Annotated in this window: 15 protein-coding genes; 9 read left to right on the top strand and 6 right to left on the bottom strand. The window is 67.8% G+C overall.

The window, feature by feature from the left end:
* Positions 1-164: 164 nt before the first annotated feature.
* Together iolE and iolB are read left to right on the top strand one after the other, a co-directional pair.
* Positions 165-1,052 (top strand): myo-inosose-2 dehydratase, encoded by an 888-nt coding sequence (gene iolE, locus GGR25_RS20105; RefSeq protein ID WP_183400656.1) that lies wholly within the window; start codon positions 165-167, stop codon positions 1,050-1,052.
* Between the two features lie 10 nt (positions 1,053-1,062).
* Positions 1,063-1,866 (top strand): 5-deoxy-glucuronate isomerase, encoded by an 804-nt coding sequence (gene iolB, locus GGR25_RS20110; RefSeq protein WP_183400657.1) that lies wholly within the window; start codon positions 1,063-1,065, stop codon positions 1,864-1,866.
* Positions 1,867-1,872: 6 nt separating this feature from the next.
* Here iolB and GGR25_RS20115 read toward each other — a convergent pair whose 3' ends face one another.
* The 3 genes from GGR25_RS20115 to GGR25_RS20125 all read right to left on the bottom strand — a co-directional run bounded on the left by GGR25_RS20115 (position 1,873) and on the right by GGR25_RS20125 (position 4,857).
* The gene (locus tag GGR25_RS20115) at positions 1,873-2,982 is read right to left on the bottom strand and encodes an acyltransferase family protein (RefSeq protein WP_183400658.1); all 1,110 of its coding nucleotides are present in this window, start codon (positions 2,980-2,982) and stop codon (positions 1,873-1,875) included.
* Between the two features lie 171 nt (positions 2,983-3,153).
* The gene (locus GGR25_RS20120; RefSeq protein ID WP_183400659.1) at positions 3,154-3,837 is read right to left on the bottom strand and encodes an HAD-IA family hydrolase; all 684 of its coding nucleotides are present in this window, start codon (positions 3,835-3,837) and stop codon (positions 3,154-3,156) included.
* 57 nt (positions 3,838-3,894) lie between these two features.
* Positions 3,895-4,857: a glycosyltransferase gene (locus tag GGR25_RS20125; protein WP_183400660.1), complete on the bottom strand. Its 963-nt coding sequence runs from the start codon at positions 4,855-4,857 to the stop codon at positions 3,895-3,897.
* Between the two features lie 115 nt (positions 4,858-4,972).
* Between GGR25_RS20125 and GGR25_RS20130 the strand changes: the two genes are divergently transcribed.
* Positions 4,973-5,650, top strand: a complete 678-nt coding sequence (locus GGR25_RS20130; RefSeq protein ID WP_183400661.1) for a TetR/AcrR family transcriptional regulator — start codon at positions 4,973-4,975, stop codon at positions 5,648-5,650.
* 95 nt (positions 5,651-5,745) lie between these two features.
* The gene (locus tag GGR25_RS20135) at positions 5,746-6,906 is read left to right on the top strand and encodes a dihydrodipicolinate synthase family protein (RefSeq protein ID WP_183400662.1); all 1,161 of its coding nucleotides are present in this window, start codon (positions 5,746-5,748) and stop codon (positions 6,904-6,906) included.
* 214 nt (positions 6,907-7,120) lie between these two features.
* Here the strand turns inward: GGR25_RS20135 and GGR25_RS20140 are convergent, their stop codons facing one another.
* On the bottom strand, positions 7,121-8,002 hold the full coding sequence (locus GGR25_RS20140; protein ID WP_183400663.1) for an amino acid ABC transporter substrate-binding protein: 882 nt from the start codon (positions 8,000-8,002) through the stop codon (positions 7,121-7,123).
* Positions 8,003-8,129: 127 nt separating this feature from the next.
* On the opposite strand from GGR25_RS20140, the gene GGR25_RS20145 reads away from it, so the two are divergent.
* The 3 genes from GGR25_RS20145 to GGR25_RS25065 are packed head-to-tail and all read left to right on the top strand — an operon-like array spanning position 8,130 to position 12,783.
* A complete protein-coding gene (locus GGR25_RS20145) occupies positions 8,130-9,722 on the top strand; it encodes an ABC transporter permease subunit (RefSeq protein WP_183400664.1) in 1,593 nt (530 codons plus the stop codon).
* Complete coding sequence (locus GGR25_RS20150; protein WP_183400665.1) at positions 9,719-10,867, top strand: ATP-binding protein; 1,149 nt, start codon at positions 9,719-9,721, stop codon at positions 10,865-10,867. Before GGR25_RS20145 ends, GGR25_RS20150 begins: the two co-directional genes overlap by 4 nt.
* Positions 10,864-12,783, top strand: a complete 1,920-nt coding sequence (locus tag GGR25_RS25065) for a SpoIIE family protein phosphatase (RefSeq protein WP_183400666.1) — start codon at positions 10,864-10,866, stop codon at positions 12,781-12,783. Before GGR25_RS20150 ends, GGR25_RS25065 begins: the two co-directional genes overlap by 4 nt.
* An 18-nt stretch (positions 12,784-12,801) precedes the next feature.
* On the opposite strand, the gene GGR25_RS20160 is transcribed toward GGR25_RS25065, so the two are convergent.
* Positions 12,802-13,137: an STAS domain-containing protein gene (locus tag GGR25_RS20160; protein WP_183400667.1), complete on the bottom strand. Its 336-nt coding sequence runs from the start codon at positions 13,135-13,137 to the stop codon at positions 12,802-12,804.
* 196 nt (positions 13,138-13,333) lie between these two features.
* Here GGR25_RS20160 and GGR25_RS20165 point away from each other — a divergent pair, with 196 nt between their 5' ends.
* Entirely contained in the window at positions 13,334-15,097 is a 1,764-nt protein-coding gene (locus tag GGR25_RS20165) for a uracil-xanthine permease family protein (protein ID WP_183400668.1), read from the top strand.
* A 44-nt stretch (positions 15,098-15,141) separates the two neighbouring features.
* The gene (locus tag GGR25_RS20170; RefSeq protein WP_183400669.1) at positions 15,142-15,963 is read left to right on the top strand and encodes a class I SAM-dependent methyltransferase; all 822 of its coding nucleotides are present in this window, start codon (positions 15,142-15,144) and stop codon (positions 15,961-15,963) included.
* 2 nt (positions 15,964-15,965) lie between these two features.
* On the opposite strand, the gene GGR25_RS20175 is transcribed toward GGR25_RS20170, so the two are convergent.
* A complete protein-coding gene (locus tag GGR25_RS20175; protein ID WP_183400670.1) occupies positions 15,966-16,976 on the bottom strand; it encodes a diguanylate cyclase domain-containing protein in 1,011 nt (336 codons plus the stop codon).
* Positions 16,977-17,042: the final 66 nt, after the last annotated feature.

Genomic DNA, 17,042 nt, shown 5'->3' on the forward strand with positions numbered 1-17,042 from the left:
AGCACTGTCATTGCCGGGCTTGACCCGGCAATCCAGACTTACTCTTCTACGCCTCAACGCTCGTTCGCCCGACAGAAAGGCTGGATTGCCGGGTCAAGCCCGGCAATGACAGGCGGGACGTGAAAAACGATTACGGCCAACAGGCCTCCGGAGGAACCCACCCCATGATCCGCATCGGCGCCAATCCGATCTGCTGGTCCAATGACGACAAGCAGGACATCGGCGGCGACATTCCGCTCGAGCAATGCCTCACCGACGCCCGGGCCATCGGCATCGAGGGCATGGAACTCGGCCACAAGTTTCCGCGGGACGCGGCCACGCTCGGCCCGATCCTCGCCCGCTACGGGCTCGACCTCGTGTCGGGCTGGTATTCGACCTTCCTGATCGAGCGCGACGCGGAGAGCGAATACAAGGCCGCCCGCGCCCATATCGACCTCCTGAAGGCCCTCGGCGCCAAGGTGCTGATCGCGGCGGAATGCACGCGCACCATCCATGGCAACGAGACTGCGCCGCTTTCGACGCGCCCGGTCATGAACGAGGAGGAATGGGCGCGCTTCAATACGGGCCTGACCAAATTCGCCGACTTCCTCCAGGAAGAGGACGGGCTGACGCTGGTCTATCACCACCATATGGGGACGGTGATCCAGACCGAGGACGAGATCGACCGCATGATGGCCTCGACCGGCCCGGCGGTGCATCTCCTGCTCGACACCGGCCACGCGACCTGGGCCGGCGCCGATCCGGCGGAGCTCGCGCGGAGCTATCGCAGCCGCATCGCCCATGTGCACACCAAGGATGTCCGCGCCGATGTCGCGCGCGAGGCGATCGCGAACGACTGGTCGTTCCTCCAGTCCGTGCTCGCCGGCGTCTATACGGTACCCGGCGACGGCTCGGTGGATTTCGTCTCGGTCTTCAAGGCGCTGCCGAATTATTCCGGCTGGGTGGTGATCGAGGCCGAGCAGGACCCCGTCAAGGCGCCGCCGGCCCGCTATGTGAAGCTCGGCTACGACAACCTCGTCCGCTTCTTCGCCGAAGCAGGCTGGAAGCGATAGGAGAGCCGCCATGCGCAGGTCCGATCTCGTCGTCCACCCCTCCGGCCATGAAGGCTGGACCATCAACATCACGCCGGAGAGCGCGGGCTGGCACTATGTCGGCTTCGACGTCTATGAGCTGGAGCCGGGGGAAAGCGCCCATCACGACACGGGAGACCGCGAGGTCTGCCTCGTGCTGATCGCCGGCAGAGCGAACATCGTCGCCGGCGGCACGGATTTCGGCACGGTCGGCGAGCGCATGTCGCCCTTCGAAGGCAAGCCGGATTCGGTCTATGTCCCTGGCGGCTCAAACTGGAAGGCGACGGCCGAGACCAAGGTGACGCTCGCCGTCTGCTCGGCGCCGTCGCTGAAGGGCGCCCTGCCGGCGCGGCGCATCGGCCCGGGCCACACCTCGCAGGAAGTGCGCGGCAAGGGCTCGAACACGCGCTATGTCACCAACATCCTGCCCGAGAACGAGCCGGCGGATTCGCTCCTCGTCGTCGAGGTGATCACGCCCGGCGGCAACACGTCGAGCTATCCCCCGCACAAGCACGACCGCGACGCGCTGCCGGAGGAATCCCTGCTCGAGGAGACCTATTACCACCGCCTGAACCCGCCGCAGGGCTTCGCCTTCCAGCGCGTCTACACCGACGATCGCACGCTCGACGAAACCATCCTGATCGAGGACGGCAATGTGACGCTGGTGCCCAGGGGTTACCACCCCTGCGCCACCATCCACGGCTACGACCTCTATTACTTGAACGTCATGGCCGGCCCGAGGCGCATCTGGAAGTTCCACAACGCGCCGGAACACGCGTGGCTGCTGAAGGGCTGAGGAGCCTCAGGCGGCGGCGGACGCGACGCCAATGCCGCGTTTCGCCTGCGCGCGCTTGATCAGGCGCTTGCCGAGCTCGATGCCGGGCGCCTCGATGAAGCGATAGGTCAGCATGGCGAGCGGCGTGACGATCGCGAGCGTCAGTCCGATGGAGAGCCAGAAGCTCACCGCGTCGGACTTGCCGATGCGCGCCGCATAGATCCAGCGATAGGCCGGTGAAAGCGCATAGACGATCGGCGGGTGCAGCAGATAGACGGAATAGGAAATCCGGCCGTAGAAGCGCGTCAGCGGATTGACGTAGAGGCCGACAGGATTGAGCGACAGTCCGACCAGCAGCAGCGCGTAGCAGATGCCTTGGCCGTAGATGTTCGAGGCGGCGGGCAGATAGCCGGCGATGATCGCTGCATAGGCCAGAATGCTGAGCGCGACCAGCGCGCCGCCGATATCGCGTGCGTTGGGCAGTTCATGCGTGCGTCGCGCGACATCGAACGCGACCATGCCGATGCCGAAAACCGGCAGGAAGCGCAACAGGCCGAAATTGGTGAAACCGGCGCGAGTCTGCTCATCCATGTGGAGATAGGGCAGGAGCGAGAAATAGATCACCGTCACCAGCCCTAGGACGAAGACCAGCATCAGCCGACGCCAGAGCGTGGCTCCGGCACAATAGAATAGCGGAAACAGTACGTAGAACAGAAACTCAACGCCGATCGCCCAGCTCGCCCAGACAAACCCTTCCTGCTGCTGCGGCACGAAGTTGAAGATGAAGGCGAGATTGATGAAGACCTGCCAGGGCGTATGCCAGGCATCGTAGACGAAGATGTCGCGAATATAGGTCACGATCATCATGAAATAGAACAGCGGCGCGATGCGGAAGAAGCGGCTGATGAAATAGCTCGAAAGCGGGATGCCGCTCTTCTCGTGCCGCGGCCAGGTGAGGCACAGCGAGAAGGCGCTGACGACGAAGAACAGCATGACGCCGGTGCCGCCCGCCAGGAAGAACGGCGCATACCACTGGGGCACCACGAGTTGCGGCTGCGCGACGAGAATGGCGTGGTAGATGAGGACGTAGACGGCCGCGATCCCGCGAAGACTGTCGAGATAACCGAGCCGCTTCATTGCCATCTCCCCATGCAGGCGCCCGGCAAGTCTTATCGGGGCGCGTAATGCGGCGGTCAACCGCCGCGCGACGAATGATGGCGACAATTCGGCGGCGCGATTTCGGACTGGAGCGTGACACCGGCCGGCATCGCGTCGCTGCACCTCGAGCGCCGTCGCTGAAACGCGGCGTCAGCGCCCCTCGAACAGGCCGAGGCCGCCCGGCAGCGGGCGGCCGGTCAAGCCGTGATAATCGGCAAAGCGTGGATGCGGCGTCTCGGCCGCCCCGCCATGCGTCATGGTCGCATGGGTCGCCGTGATGACGACCACTGGTGCGCCTGCATTCTCCGCGGCGGCGATCCCCGCTGGCGCATCCTCGAAGACGAGGCAGCTCTCCGGCGCGACGCCGAACCGGGCGGCGGCAAGCAGATAGGGATCGGGCGCCGGCTTGCCGCGCTCGACATCCTCCGACGCGATCATCAGGCCGGGGAGCGGCAGCCCGGCCGCCTCGATGCGGCGCGCGGCCAGCGCACGCGGCGCCGATGTCACGATCGCCCAGCGCTCGCGCGGCAACGCCTCCAGGAACGGCGCGACACCGGGAATCGCCTCGATCCCGTCGACATCCTCGATTTCCGCCTGTGTGATGGCCGCCGCCTCGGCCTCCGCATCGATGCCCGGCAGGTTGAGCGCGCGCACCGTGTCGATGGAGCGCTTGCCATGCAGCGTGGCGAGGAGCATCGCGACGTCGACGCCATGCCGTTCCGCCCAGCGGATCCAGACGCGCTCCGCCGCGACGAGCGAGGTGAGGATCGTCCCGTCCATATCGAACAGGAAGGCGGAGAAGCTGCGTCCGGGAAAGACCTCGACAAGAGACATGGGCGATCCGCTATGGCTGGGACGAAGAGTTCGGGGGTGAGCCCTCGCCTCTTCGCATTACCGATCAGCGCTGTCCACCGATCCGCCGCCGTCGGCATGGTACTCATTGTACCGGCCGAGTTCGGTCATCACCTGAGCGACCTTCATCTGCCAGGAGAAGGCTGCGAATTGCAGCCAGCGCCACTTGATCTGCCGCCACAGGCGGCGTGGCCGCGAATATTCTTTGGGCGTGGGCGTACGGCCATAGAGGATGCGGTCCAGGCGCACGAAGCTCTGGCCATAGCCGTAATGCAGCCGCATCATATAGACGAAGCCGAAACGCTTGGGGTTCAGGTGGTGCCGGAGCGACAGGGCCGGCACATACGCGTTGCCGAGCCCGACCCGTGTCGCACCCCGCATCATCAGCGAATCGTCGCAGGAAGCCAGCCCCCAGCGCCCGCTGCGGCCGAGCTTGAAGAAATCGGGCGATTCCTTCGACCAGCGCACATAGCGATCGAGCACGCTCCGATGAACCACGGCGCCGGCGCCGGCCGGCTCCCATTCGCCCCAGCAATCCTGGTCCATATTGATGATCGGCTCGGGACCGTAGTCGCGGACGCCCAGACTGGCCAGGAAGGGTCCTACCCATTCCGCAGGCTGGAGTTCGCGCGGCAGGAGCAGTCTGCCACCGAACGCACCGATCTGCGGATGTGCGCGCGCGAAGGCGATGGCGTTCTCGACATAGTCGGGCGCGAGTTCGTTGTCGTCGTCGACGAAAAGGATGTAGTCGTCGTCGGTCTCGGCGATTGCCTTCAGGCGGGCCCGCGACAGCCCGGCCTGCGGCTCGACGACGATCCGCGCGCGGATGCCGGCGGCCAGCAGCGGCTCGATGCGTTCCGGCCCGAGCGGAGGAGTCGACCCGTTGTCGACGATGATGACGTGAAACGCGTCTCGCGGCGCACTCTGGCGCACCAGCGCATCGACGACGATCCGCCAGCGCGCGGCTGGCGGGTTGTACGTGCAGATGCACACGGCGATCATGCTGGCGCGTTCCTCCCGACGGACGGTGCCTTTTACATGGCGGCGCCAAACAGGTGAAGACACCGATTTAAAATAATTCCAACAAAAATGGCTTCCGATGGCAGACGATCAAGACATGGATCAGCAGAGCGATGAATATCTGACCAAAGGAAAGTCCCGGCCGGCCAATCATCGCGATCCGGAAGGAACGTCCCGGTCCATCCTCAATGCTGCGACTCGCGAATTCGCCGAACACGGCCTCTCCGGCGCCCGCATCGATCGCATCGCCGCGCTGGCCGGCATCAACAAGCGGATGCTGTATCACTATTACGGCGACAAGAACGCCCTCTACCTCGCCGTTCTCGAAGCCGCCTATGCCCGTATCCGCGCCGCGGAAGCGGAACTCGCACTCGACGCGCTGGAGCCGGAGGCGAGCCTGCTGCGCCTCGCCCGGTTCACCTTCGATTATTACCTGGCCAACCCCGAGTTTCTCAGCCTGCTCGCCACCGAGAATCTGCACCGCGCGGAGCATATCTCGGCCTCCGAAAGGCTGCGCAGCATGCACGCGCTCTTCCTCGGCGATCTCGGGCGCGTTCTGGAACGCGGCGCCGAGACGGGCGTCTTCCGCCCCGGGCTCGACGCGCTCGACATCTATATGACGATCGCGGCGCTTGGCGCCTTCTATCTCTCCAACCGCTTCACCCTCTCCGCGATCTTCGGCCGCGCTTTGTCGGATCCGGAACGCGTCGCCGCCTGGCGCGATCACATCGGCGATGTCGTGCTCGCCTATGCCCGGGCGGAAGGCCGCGCCTGACGCCATTGCTTGACGCGCGCATCGCCATCTTGTAACCAATCAGTTACAAGATGGCGATGCGCCAGGCCGGCGATCGTCGCGCCGCGGAGAAAATCATGGCCACGATCGTCCTGCCCGTTATCGGAGGCACCGCCCCCTACACGCCGACCGGCGTCCCGCTGCCGCGTACGGCGACCGCGCCGGCGTTCAACCGCGTCGCCTATGCCGCGGCGCATGTCGTGGTCGATCCCTTCGCGGACAATGATCCCTCGCTCGACGTCGCCTTCGACTGGGAGCGTACCCTCGCCTTTCGTCATCATCTCTGGGATCTCGGTTTCGGCGTCGCCGAGGCGATGGATACGGCGCAGCGCGGCATGGGCCTCTCCTGGGAGAACGCGCTCGAGCTTTCCAAGCGCGCCATCGCCGAGGCGCGGACCCGGCCCGGCGCCGTCATCGCGTGCGGCGCTGGCACCGACCAGTTGGAGCCCTCGCCCGACGTCACGATCGACGATGTCATCGCCGCCTATGAGACGCAGGTCGAGGCGATCGAGGCCGCGGGTGGACGCATCATCCTGATGGCGAGCCGGGCGCTCGCCCGCGCGGCGCGCTCGCCCGACGATTATCTCCGCGTCTACGGGCGCATCCTCGAAGGCGTGCGCGAGCCGGTCGTGCTGCACTGGCTCGGCGAGATGTTCGACCCGGCGCTCGCCGGCTATTGGGGCACGGACGACCATTACGCGGCGATGGACACCGTGCTGGAACTGATCCGCCGGCACGCCGCCAAGGTCGACGGCATCAAGATCTCGCTCCTGTCCGCGGACAAGGAGATCGCGCTGCGCCGTCGCCTGCCGGATGGCGTGAAGATGTATACGGGTGATGATTTCAACTATGCGGAACTGATCGCCGGCGACGCCGAGGGCCATTCCCACGCGCTGCTCGGCATTTTCGACGCGATCGCGCCGGTGGCCTCGCAGGCGCTCGCCCATCTTGCGTCCGGTGAGACGGAGACATTCCGCGCGCTGCTCGATCCGACCGTTCCCCTGTCGCGGCACATCTTCAAGGCGCCGACCCGCTTTTATAAGACCGGCGTCGTCTTCCTCGCCTGGCTCAATGGCCACCAGGATCACTTCCTGATGGCGGGCGGCCAGCAGAGCGCGCGCTCGATCCAACATTTCGCGGAGCTCTTCCGCCTCGCCGACCAGGCGCGCTGCCTCGCCGACCCAGACCGCGCAATCGAACGCATGCGCCGCCTGCTGGCGGTCGCGGGGATCGTTTAGGCCAGGTGGAGGTCGGTGCTCCGCCCCGCGCCCCACGCTGCGGCGTCACCCCGACGAAAGTCGGGGCCCATACAGCCTGAGGCGCTGATGGTTCGAAGACGTTGTGCCGTTCGGCGCTCGGACACTGCCCGTCACGGCTGAATGGATCCCGGCGTCCGCCGGGATGACGGCGGAGAATGGTCTGGCGCCGGCCCTTCCGGACCCTGCCCCCGCCCTACCGCGCCCAGATGTTCATCTGCAGCAGATAGTCGCGCGTCGAGCGGTCGAGCGGATAGGGCATGACGCCGTCGCGGCCGAACCATTTGTCGTGGATGGCCATATAGGGTCCGTCATAATCGTCGAGGCCGGCCATGAGATCGACGATCGTCTTGTCGACGAGGTCGCGCCAGGCGCTGTCGTTCTGCGGCAGGATGCAAGCCATCGCCTCGTTGCCATAGGGGCGCGAGCGCGGCAGCAGCACGACCGAGCGGTTCGGCTCCAGCTTGCGCGACAGGCCGAGCAGGATGACGCCGATATTGGCGACGCCCTGCACCTCGCCCTTGCCGAGCGCGGCGAAGGCCGCGTCCATGTCGGGAAAGCTTTTCGTCTTGATGCCGGGCAGCGCGTCTTCGAGGATGCTCTGCGTCGTCGTGCCCTCGGCAACGCCGATTAGCATGTCCTTGGGGTCGGGATGGGTGCGCAGCGTCTCGCGAAAGGCGAGGATGCGCGTGCCGTCGCGGAAGAAGGGGATCGAGAAGTCGACGGTCTTCTCCCGCGCCCAGGTCGGCGTGGTGATCTCGCAGACGACGTCGAGTTCGCCGGAGGCGATGCGCTCCAGCCGGTCCTTGGTGGTCACCGTCTGCAGCTTGAGCTCGACCGGCCGGCCGAGCCGCGCGGCCGTGGCGGCCCTGACCTGCTCGAGCAGATCGACCGAAAAGCCGGCCGGCGTCCCGTCAGGGCCGGTGAAGGCGAAGGGAACGGCGTCAGCGCGCGTGCCGGCCGTGAGCACGCCGCTCTCCGCGACGCGGTCGAGCACGCCGGCCCCGGCTGCGCCCGGCAGAAGCAGCGCCGCAACGACCATCGACGCCCGGACGAGCCGACCCACCGTGATGACCATGTGACCTCCGCGCGAAACGATCCGTCCTGTTGCCGTTTCGGCAGGACTCGGGCGATACAATGGTGCGATCCGCCGCCCGCTGTCCACGGCCAATCACTCGGCCGGGCGCCCGTCCGAGGTTCCGTCCTTGCCGCCCTCTGTCATCGCCGCGCACCGGCCGAAGGCCGAACGGCTCGCCGCGCTGCTCTGCGCGATGGCGGCGCTCTATTTCGCGCTGACGGCCTTCGCGCAGGCCGACCGGCTCGACGAGATCCGCGCGCGCGGCGAGTTGATCGCCGGTGTCAAGACGGACTACGAGCCCTTCGGCTTCCGCGATGCCAGCGGCGAGATCGTCGGCTTCGATGTCGATGTCGCGGGGGGCCTGGCCGAGGCGCTCGGCGTGCGCCTGCGGCTCGTGCCCGTGACCAGCGCCAACCGATTGCAGAAGCTCGCGGCCGGCGATGTCGACGTGCTGGTCGCGACGCTCGGCGACACGCTCGACCGCCGCCGCCTCGTGCGCATGGTGGAGCCCGGCTATTATGGCGGCGGCGCCTCGATCCTCGTGCCCGAGGCGAGCCCGATCCAGGGCTGGCAGGATGTGCGCGGCCGAACGCTCTGCGGCGTGCAGGGCGCGCTGTGGAACCGCCTCGCGGCTTCCCGGCTCCTCGCCGAGGTGCACGCCTTCGGCAATCTGCGCGACGCCGCGCTCGGCCTGCATGAGGGCAGCTGCGAGGGCTTGCTCTATGACGAGACGGCGCTGAAACACGCGGCGCTCAATCCGGAATGGAACGGCTATCGCCTGTTGCCGCCGGATTTCGTCTCTCCCTGGGCGATCGCCGTCGCATCGGACGGGCGGCTCGCGGCCTTCGCCGAGGACCAGGTCGCGGCCTGGCTGCGCGACGGCCGCCTCACGTCGCTCGAAGCCAAGTGGAAACTGCCGCCGTCGGAATATCTGCGCGAGGCGAGCGCGCGCTGGTCGGCGCGTGACGCGCAGGGCCAGTACGTCTGCGCGCGGCAGGCCGATGGCGCCTGGCCAACGCAGTGCCGCGAGCTGAAGCTGATCGAATCGCGCCAGCTCGTCGGTCTCGCGGGCCTGGCGCTGTCGCTGCGCGACAGCCTTGGCCTCGATCTGACGCCGTTCTACGATCCGCTCGACCGTGCTTCCCTCGTCAACGGCCTGCTGACCACCATAGCGCTGGCGCTTTCGGTGCTCGTCGGCAGCCTCGTCGTCGGCATTGCCGGTGCCGCCGCGCTCCGGGCCGGCATCCCGATCCTGACGCCGCTGGTGCGCCTCGTCGTGACGCTCGCCCGCATGACGCCGCCGCTGCTGCAGCTCTATCTCGTCTTCTTCGGCCTCGGCGCGCTCATCGCGGCGCACGGCATCTCGCTCGGCGCCTTCTGGACCTCTGTCGCCGTGCTCTCGCTCTATGCCGGCGCCGCCAATGCGGCGGCGATCGCGGAGGCGGCGGCGACGCTCGCGCCCGGCCTGCCGCACCGGACCCGCCGCATCGCCGCCCTCGCCCACCCGGCCGTCATGGGCAGCTGCATCAATGTCGTGAAGGCGACGGCGATGGCGAGTGCGATCGCCGTGCCGGAACTCGTGCATGTCAGCACGGCCATCGCCGCCGACTACGGCAATGTCGCGGTGATGATGAACCTGATGCTCGCCTGCTATGTCCTGATCGTCCTGGCCGTGGCGCATGCCTTCACGCTGTTCGAGCGACGGGTTCTGCGCCGATGACCCGCGACACCTTCGCCGCCCTCCTCGCCTGGACGCCCTTCCTCGCCGGCGGCTTCCTGTGGAACATCGTGATCTCGCTTGCGACGATGGCGATCGGAACGCCCGCCGGCTACCTGCTCGCCCGTGGCAGGCTGAACGGATCGCGGGTCGCGGGTTTCCTCACCGCGGCCGCCCGCGTGCCGCCGACCTTCGTGCTGATCTATTATCTCGCCTATCTGCTGCCGCCCGAGATCGTGCTCGGGCCGCTCGCCCTGCCCCTCCCCGGCTGGGTCAAGGCCTCGCTGGCGCTCGCCGTCGCGGTCACGGGCTTCGTCTCCGACAATGCGCTGCAGGCGCTGAGACATCTGAAGCGCGGCGAGCGGGTCGAGGCGCTCTATTTCGTGCCGGCGTGGACGACCTATTTCCTCATCATCGTGATGGCTTCGTCGACCGCCTCGGTGATCGGCGTGCCGGAGATCGTTCAGCGGGCGAACACCGTCATCGCAGCGATCGGCGACAGCGGCGCGATCCTCGCCGTCTACCTCTACGTCATGGCCTTCTTCCTCGTCTTCTGCTGGCCATTGGCGCGCTTGCTCGGCTATGCGAGAGTCCGTCTCGGCCGGCGGGCGGGCAGCGAGGTGGGCGTGCGCGTATCGCCGGAGAGCCCGGCCGGGACCGAGGCCGTCCTGGCGACATCGTCGCGCGGAGATGCTGGCGTGGATCCTGACGCGACCCCTGACGACAGCTTCGAGCTACCCGTGGCACCGGCCTCGGTCGCCGCGATCCAGAGCCGCGTCGAGACGGTCTGCGGCGAGCGGCTCGATCCGGCCGCGCTGTTCCGCCTGTCGCTCGCCGTCGAGGAACTGGTGACGAACGTCGTCAAATATGGCCATGCCGGCGGCGAACCGATCCGCGTCGCGGTGCGCCATGACGACAGCCGCGTCACCGTCGACCTCGCCTATGGCGGTCCGCAATTCGATCCGTTCCGCGATGCGCCGAAGCCCGATCTCACGGCCGATATCGACGAGCGCCATATTGGCGGGCTCGGCATCCACCTCGTCGCCAACATGATCGACGAGGCCGTGTATCACCACAGTGGCGGGACCAACGCGATCCGCCTCGTCATGTTGCGACCGGGTGCCCACGCCGGAGCGACAGCCTCGTGACGCTCTCCCGCCGCCTCGTCCTGACCACCGCCATCGCCATCGCGCTCGCGATCCTGGTGACGAGCATCGTCTTCGGCCTGCTCGGCCGCCGCGCGCTCGTTGAGCAGGCGGAGGGACAGGCCGCCGTGGTGGCGCGGATCATCGCGGAGAGCGCGCGCCTCACCGAAGTGTCGCTGGAAGAGACCGAGGCCGTGGTCGGCGATATCCTGACCTCGCTCGCCCTGACGGCCGATCACATCGAGGGCCGTACGGCGGCGGATCTCAGCGACCGCCTGGCCGAGATCGTGGCGCGCGGCGGGCTCGATTCGATCTGGCTGATCGACGACCAGCTCAACGTGGTCGCAAGCTCCATCGGCGGCTACAGCGCGGTGCTGCGCGGCGAGGAGGTGCCGGTCCATCTCTCCCGTCAGGCGCTGCTCGATCTTGCCAGCGGCGAGCGCTACAGCGCCGATTTCGGCCCCTCCACCGACGGCGTGCACTATGTCGGCGTCCGCGCGCCGGGCAATCGCGCGATCATCGTCGGGCAGCCGGTCGCCGCGCTCGACGCGGTCCGCGAGGCGAACAGCGTCCCCGTGCTGATGCGCGAATTGCTCGACCGCGACAACATCATCTCGATCCGCGTCGTCGACGATACGCAGAAGCTGCTCGCCTCGGCCGGGCCGCAGGCCGAGCCCGCCTCCTATGCCGATCTCATCAGCGGCGCGATCGCGACCAATGCGCCGAGTTCCGCCATCCGGCTCGGGCATTTCTGGGTCGCGGCGCCGATCCATGACATTGCGGGGATCGTGATCGGCGCGGCGGTGATCGAGATGTCGAACCACCGCCTCAACCATCTGCTGTGGAACCTGCTGCTCTACGGGACCGCCGCGTGCCTGATCGTCATCGCGATCGGCGTCACCATCGCGACCTTCTCGGCGCGCCGGATCGCCCGACCGGTCGAGGCCATGACCCAGGCGGCACAACAGATCGACGCCCGCACCTTCGCGCCTGAGAGCCTCGACGGCCTCGCGGCGCAGAGCGACGAGCTCGGCACGCTGGCGCGCGTGTTCCGTCACATGGCGATCGAGGTCCAGCGCCGCGAGGAGCATCTCGAACAGCTCGTGCGCGCCCGTACGAAGGAACTCGAGCAGAAGAACCAGCTCCTCGAGGAAGCCGCGCGCCGCGTCGAGGCGGAACTGATGGCCGCCCGTTCGCTGCAGGCCGCCATGCTGCCGCAGACGCTGCCGGCCGATCCCGCCTTCACGGGCACGGCGGCCATGCTTCCGGCGCGCGAGATGGGCGGCGATTTCTACGATTTCTTCGCGCTCGACGACCGCCGGCTCGGCATCGTCATCGCCGACGTGTCGGGCAAGGGCGTCTCGGCGGCGTTCTTCATGGCGATCTCGCGCACGGTGCTGCACGCCCAGGCGCGCGAACAGGCCTCGCCCGGCATCTGCCTCGCGCGCTCCAACGATGCGCTCTGTGCGCAGAACCCGATGGAGCTGTTCGTCACGGCCTTCTACGGCATTCTCGATGCCGCGACGGGGCAGCTGACCTATGCCAATGGCGGCCACAACCCGCCGCTCGCGGTGCGGCGGAGCGACGGCGTCGTCGAGGAGGTGCCGCGCACCGGCGGCCTCGCGCTCGGCGTGATGCCGGAGGTCGCCTATACCGAGCGGACGCTGCAATTGCAGCCGGGCGACACGCTGTTCCTCTATACGGACGGCATTTCGGAGGCGATGGACGGCGGCGGACGCGAGTTCACCGAGGCGCGGCTCAAATCCGTCCTGAGCGGCACCGACATGCAGTCGGTCGATCTCGTGCTCGCGAGCGTGACGGATGCGGTGAGCGATTTCGTCGGCGATGCGCCGCAATCGGACGACATCACCTGCCTGGTGATCCGCTATCTCGGCCAGCCGGAAACCGCGGCCGCCTGAGGCGAGAGCCGCTTCGGCTCAGCGCAGCTTCGTCAGCGCTTCGGCCCGCTTCGCCACCACGTCGAGAATGCCGAGGAAGCCGCTGATCTCGAACACGTCACGAATGTTCGGCTGCAGCCCGCACAGCACCAGCGGCCGGCCGGCCTGCTTCATCCGCTTGGCGACCACCAGCACGACCCGCAGCCCCGCGCTCGAGATATAGTCGAGCCGAACGAGATCCAGCACCACCGGACCGGTCGTCGCCGTCACGCGCTCCAGAAGCGCGCCCTCGACTTCCGCAGCATTGGCGCTATCGAGCCGACCGAGCAGGTCCACGACGAGAACAGGACCCGTCGTCTCGAAAGTGATGCTCATTCAGTTCGACTCCCGAAACCATGCCGCCCGCAAAAAGGGTGACTTGCGGCCTGACGCACATAAAAAGCATTTGCAGCACTTTATCCAGCGGGCGATGCTCGCGCACGGCCTATCTGGCGCTGGGGACGAGAATGCATCGATCGGGGGAAGCCAGCAATCACGGCCGCGGGGTGGCGGCTGCCGGGGCGATTGGCCGATGATCAGCCTCCGCCTTCCGCCGTCCCGGCCACGCCGGCGTCCGCAGGAGCTCTCCTACGCGGCCGACGAGCGCCCGCCCTTCGCCACCATGATGACGCTGGGCATCCAGCACGCCATCATGGCGCTGGCGCTGTCGGCCTATGCGCTGGCGCTCGCAAAGGGCGCCCATCTCGACATCGGACAGACGCGGGCGCTGCTCGCCGTCACGATCATCGCCATGGCGATCGGAACGTTCCTGCAGGCCTGGGGCGGACGGTTCGGCTCGGGCTCGCTGATGATCCACATGCCGACGCCCTTCATCCTGCCGCTCGCCGTGCCGGTGCTGGAGCAGGTCGGCCCGGGCGGGCTGGTCCCGATCACCATCGTTTCGGCCATCACCACGCTGCTGGTGGCGCCGCTGGCGCAGAAGCTGCGCGGGCTGTTTCCGCCAATCGTCGCGGGCCTCGTCGTGCTCATCGGCGGGTTGTCGCTGATCCGCGAGGCGTTCGAACACTCCATGGGCCTTTCCGAGGACATGGAGATCAACCGGAACAGCGTGATCATCGCCGGCGTCACGCTGGTTCTGATCATGGGCCTTTCGGTCTGGGGCACGCGCAAGATGCGCCTGTTCGCCCTCCTCGCCGGCATCGTCGGCGGCGTGATCGCCGCCGCGCTGCTTGGCGAGCTCTCCGGCGGGGCCGAACTTCTGGCAACACCGACCTTTGCCGTTCCGACGCTGGTGGCGCCGAGTTTCGACGTGCCGATCGGCGCCCTGATCGGCCTCGCCTTCGTCGCCCTGCTGGTGCAGATCGATTCGATCGGCTCCTTCATCCTGATCGACAAGATGGACGACGCCGACTGGCGCCGGGCCGACATGCGCCAGGCGAGCCGCGGCGTGCTCGGCGCCGGCATCTGCGATTTCATCGGCGGCCTGCTCGGCGCCATGCCGACCGCGACGTCCTCCGCCAATATCGGCCTGACCCATGCCAGCGGCTCGACGACGCGCTATGCCGGCCTCGCCGCGGCGGCCGTGCTGCTGCTGGTCGCCTTCCTGCCGAAGGCGACGCTGATCCTGACGCTGATCCCGACCCCGGTGATCGGCGCGATCGAGCTCTATGCCGCCGCCTTCCTGATCGCCTCGGGCGTCGACCTGCTCGCCTCGCGCGAAATGGACCCGCGCGGCATCTTCATCGTCGGCATCTCGACGGTCGGCGGCGTCGGCACGCTGCTGATGCCGGGCCTCGCCGAGCATGCCTCGCCGGGGCTGCGCCATCTCGTCGGCTCCGGCTTCATCGTCACCGGCGTGCTGGCGATCCTGCTCAACCTGCTCTTCCGCCTCGGCATCAAGAAATCGGAGAGCATCCAGCTCGACCGCAATGCGGACAGCCAGCCGCTGTCGATCCAGATCACGGACTTCGTCGAGGCCATGGGCGGCGCCTGGGCCGCGCGGCGTGACGTGGTCCGCCGGGCCGCGCTCGCCGCCGTCGAGGCGTCCGAGGCGATCGAAGCCTCCGGCGACGGCCGCAAGGTGATCGGCATCGGCGGCTCGTTCGACGAGCTCAACTTCAACATCGACCTCGTGCATCTCGGACCGCCGCTGCCGGTGGCCGGCGCCGGTCCGACCGACCTCGCCGCGATCCTGGAGGGCGACGACGACAGCGCGATCGACGCGGCGATCCAGTCGGTCTCGGGCACGCTCGTGACCCGCCTGGCCGATCGGATCAAGGGCGAGAAGGGCCCGACGCCGGGAACGTCGGTCCTGCATCTGCATTTCGACCACTGAGCGGTCCGTCGGCGCGTCCCGGCGACCCAATGAAAGCTCCCAGCTTGTCCTCCCCGCGCCCCAATGAGCGCCGGCCGACGCCGCCGGCACTCCCCGACATGATCGAGAGCTACGACGCCTATTTCCGCTCGGGGCTCTATCATGCGCGCTATCCGCGGCCGAACCGCCGCACGCTCCGCTTCGTGCGCCGCCATCTCGGCCAGGGCGGCCGCCTGCTCGATTTCGGCGCCGGCGAAGGCCGCTATGCGCTCGACCTCGCCGCGCGCGACGGCGCGCGCGTGCTCGCCGTCGATGTCAGCCCCGTCGCGCGCGATCTGCTCGCGGCCGAAGCGGCGCGCCGCGGCCTCGCCGACCATCTGACCGTCACCGACACGCACGATGCGGCCTATCGCGATAACGCCCTCGGCTCGCGCGCCTTCGATGTCGCGCTGCTCGGCTTCGGCGTGCTCGGCCATATCGCTGGCCGGTCCGAGCGCATCGCGGTGCTCCGCGCCATGCGCTCCAGCCTCAAGCCCGGCGGCCGGCTGATCATGGGCCTGCCCAATGCGGCCCGGCGCTTCCGGGCGGCGCAGGCCGAGGCCGCCCCGCTGGTCGCCGCCGGCACGCTGGAGGCGGGCGACATTCTCTATTCGCGCGGCTCCGAGGCCGGCGCGATCGCGCTCTACTACCACCTCTTCCGCCGCGACGAGATCCTGGCCGACCTCGCCGAGGCCGGCTTCGTCGTCGACCGGCTGACCAATGAGAGCACGCTGCCGGAGCGGGCCGTGACGACCTCGCGCGTCCTCGCGCTCCTCGACGACGCCGTCTCCGCCATCCTGCCGACGCGTTGGGGCTATGGCTATCTGGTCGTCGCGCGGCCGGCCTGACGCTATTCGGCGGCCGGCGCGGTGATCACGACGTTCCGCCCCACGGCCTTGGCGGCATAGAGCGCACGGTCGGCAGAGGCGAACAGCCGATCGGGCGTTTCAGCCGACTGTGTCGAGGCGACGCCGAGGCTCGCGGTCAGCTTGCCCCTCGGGCCGGCCGGATGCGCGATGCCCTCCGCCTCCAGGCGGGTGCGGATCCATTCAGCCCGTTCCGCGGCGGCCGGAAGGTCGGTCCCGCCGAGGATGAGAGCGAACTCCTCGCCGCCGACCCGGGCCACGACATCGTCGGGCCGCCGCGCGATGTCCCGCAGCGCCGAGGCGACCCGGACAAGGGCCGCGTCGCCGGCAGGATGGCCCGATGCGTCGTTCAGCTGCTTGAAATGGTCGATATCGAGCAGAATGAGTGAGGCCGGCTCCCCCGTGCGCTTCGCCCGCCGACACGCCCGCTCGATCTCCTCGTCGAACAGGCGGCGATTGCCGAGACCCGTCAGCTTGTCGGAATGGGAGAGCAGCTGGAGCTCCGAATTGCGGCGGCGGAATTCGATCAGATCGAGTGACAGCGCGGCGAGATCCCGCAGCACGGCGGTCGTGAAGCCCTCAGGCTTTCCGGGTGTCCGGCTGAGGATACAGAGCGTCCCGATCGTCCAGCGACCATCCAGAATCAGCGGCACGCCGGCATAGAATCGCCAGGGTGAGCCGTGCACGGCATGTCCCGCGAGAAGCGGCGACGTACGAATGTCGTCGATCACGAGTTCCCGGCCGCTGGCGATGATCAACGTGCAGATCGAATCGTTGCGACCGGAAATCTCGGGGACATCCGTGCTGGTGCGCGACTTCATCCATTGCATGGAGCCGTCCACCAGGCCGAGGAACGCCACGTCCGCGCCATAGAACAACCGGGTGAGCTGCGTCACACGGTCGAAACTGGGATCGGGTAGCGAATCGAGCAGACCGCAACTTTCCAGAACTTCGACCCGCTCGCGCTCGGCGGGCGGAGAGGGGGACTGCCACACTACACGGCTCCGGATGGCGAAAATCTCCGATTTCACTTGCACATAGCCACGTTCCGGCGCCGCAAT

Source organism: Kaistia hirudinis (genome assembly GCF_014196455.1).
GTDB classification, from domain to species: Bacteria; Pseudomonadota; Alphaproteobacteria; order Rhizobiales; family Kaistiaceae; genus Kaistia; species Kaistia hirudinis.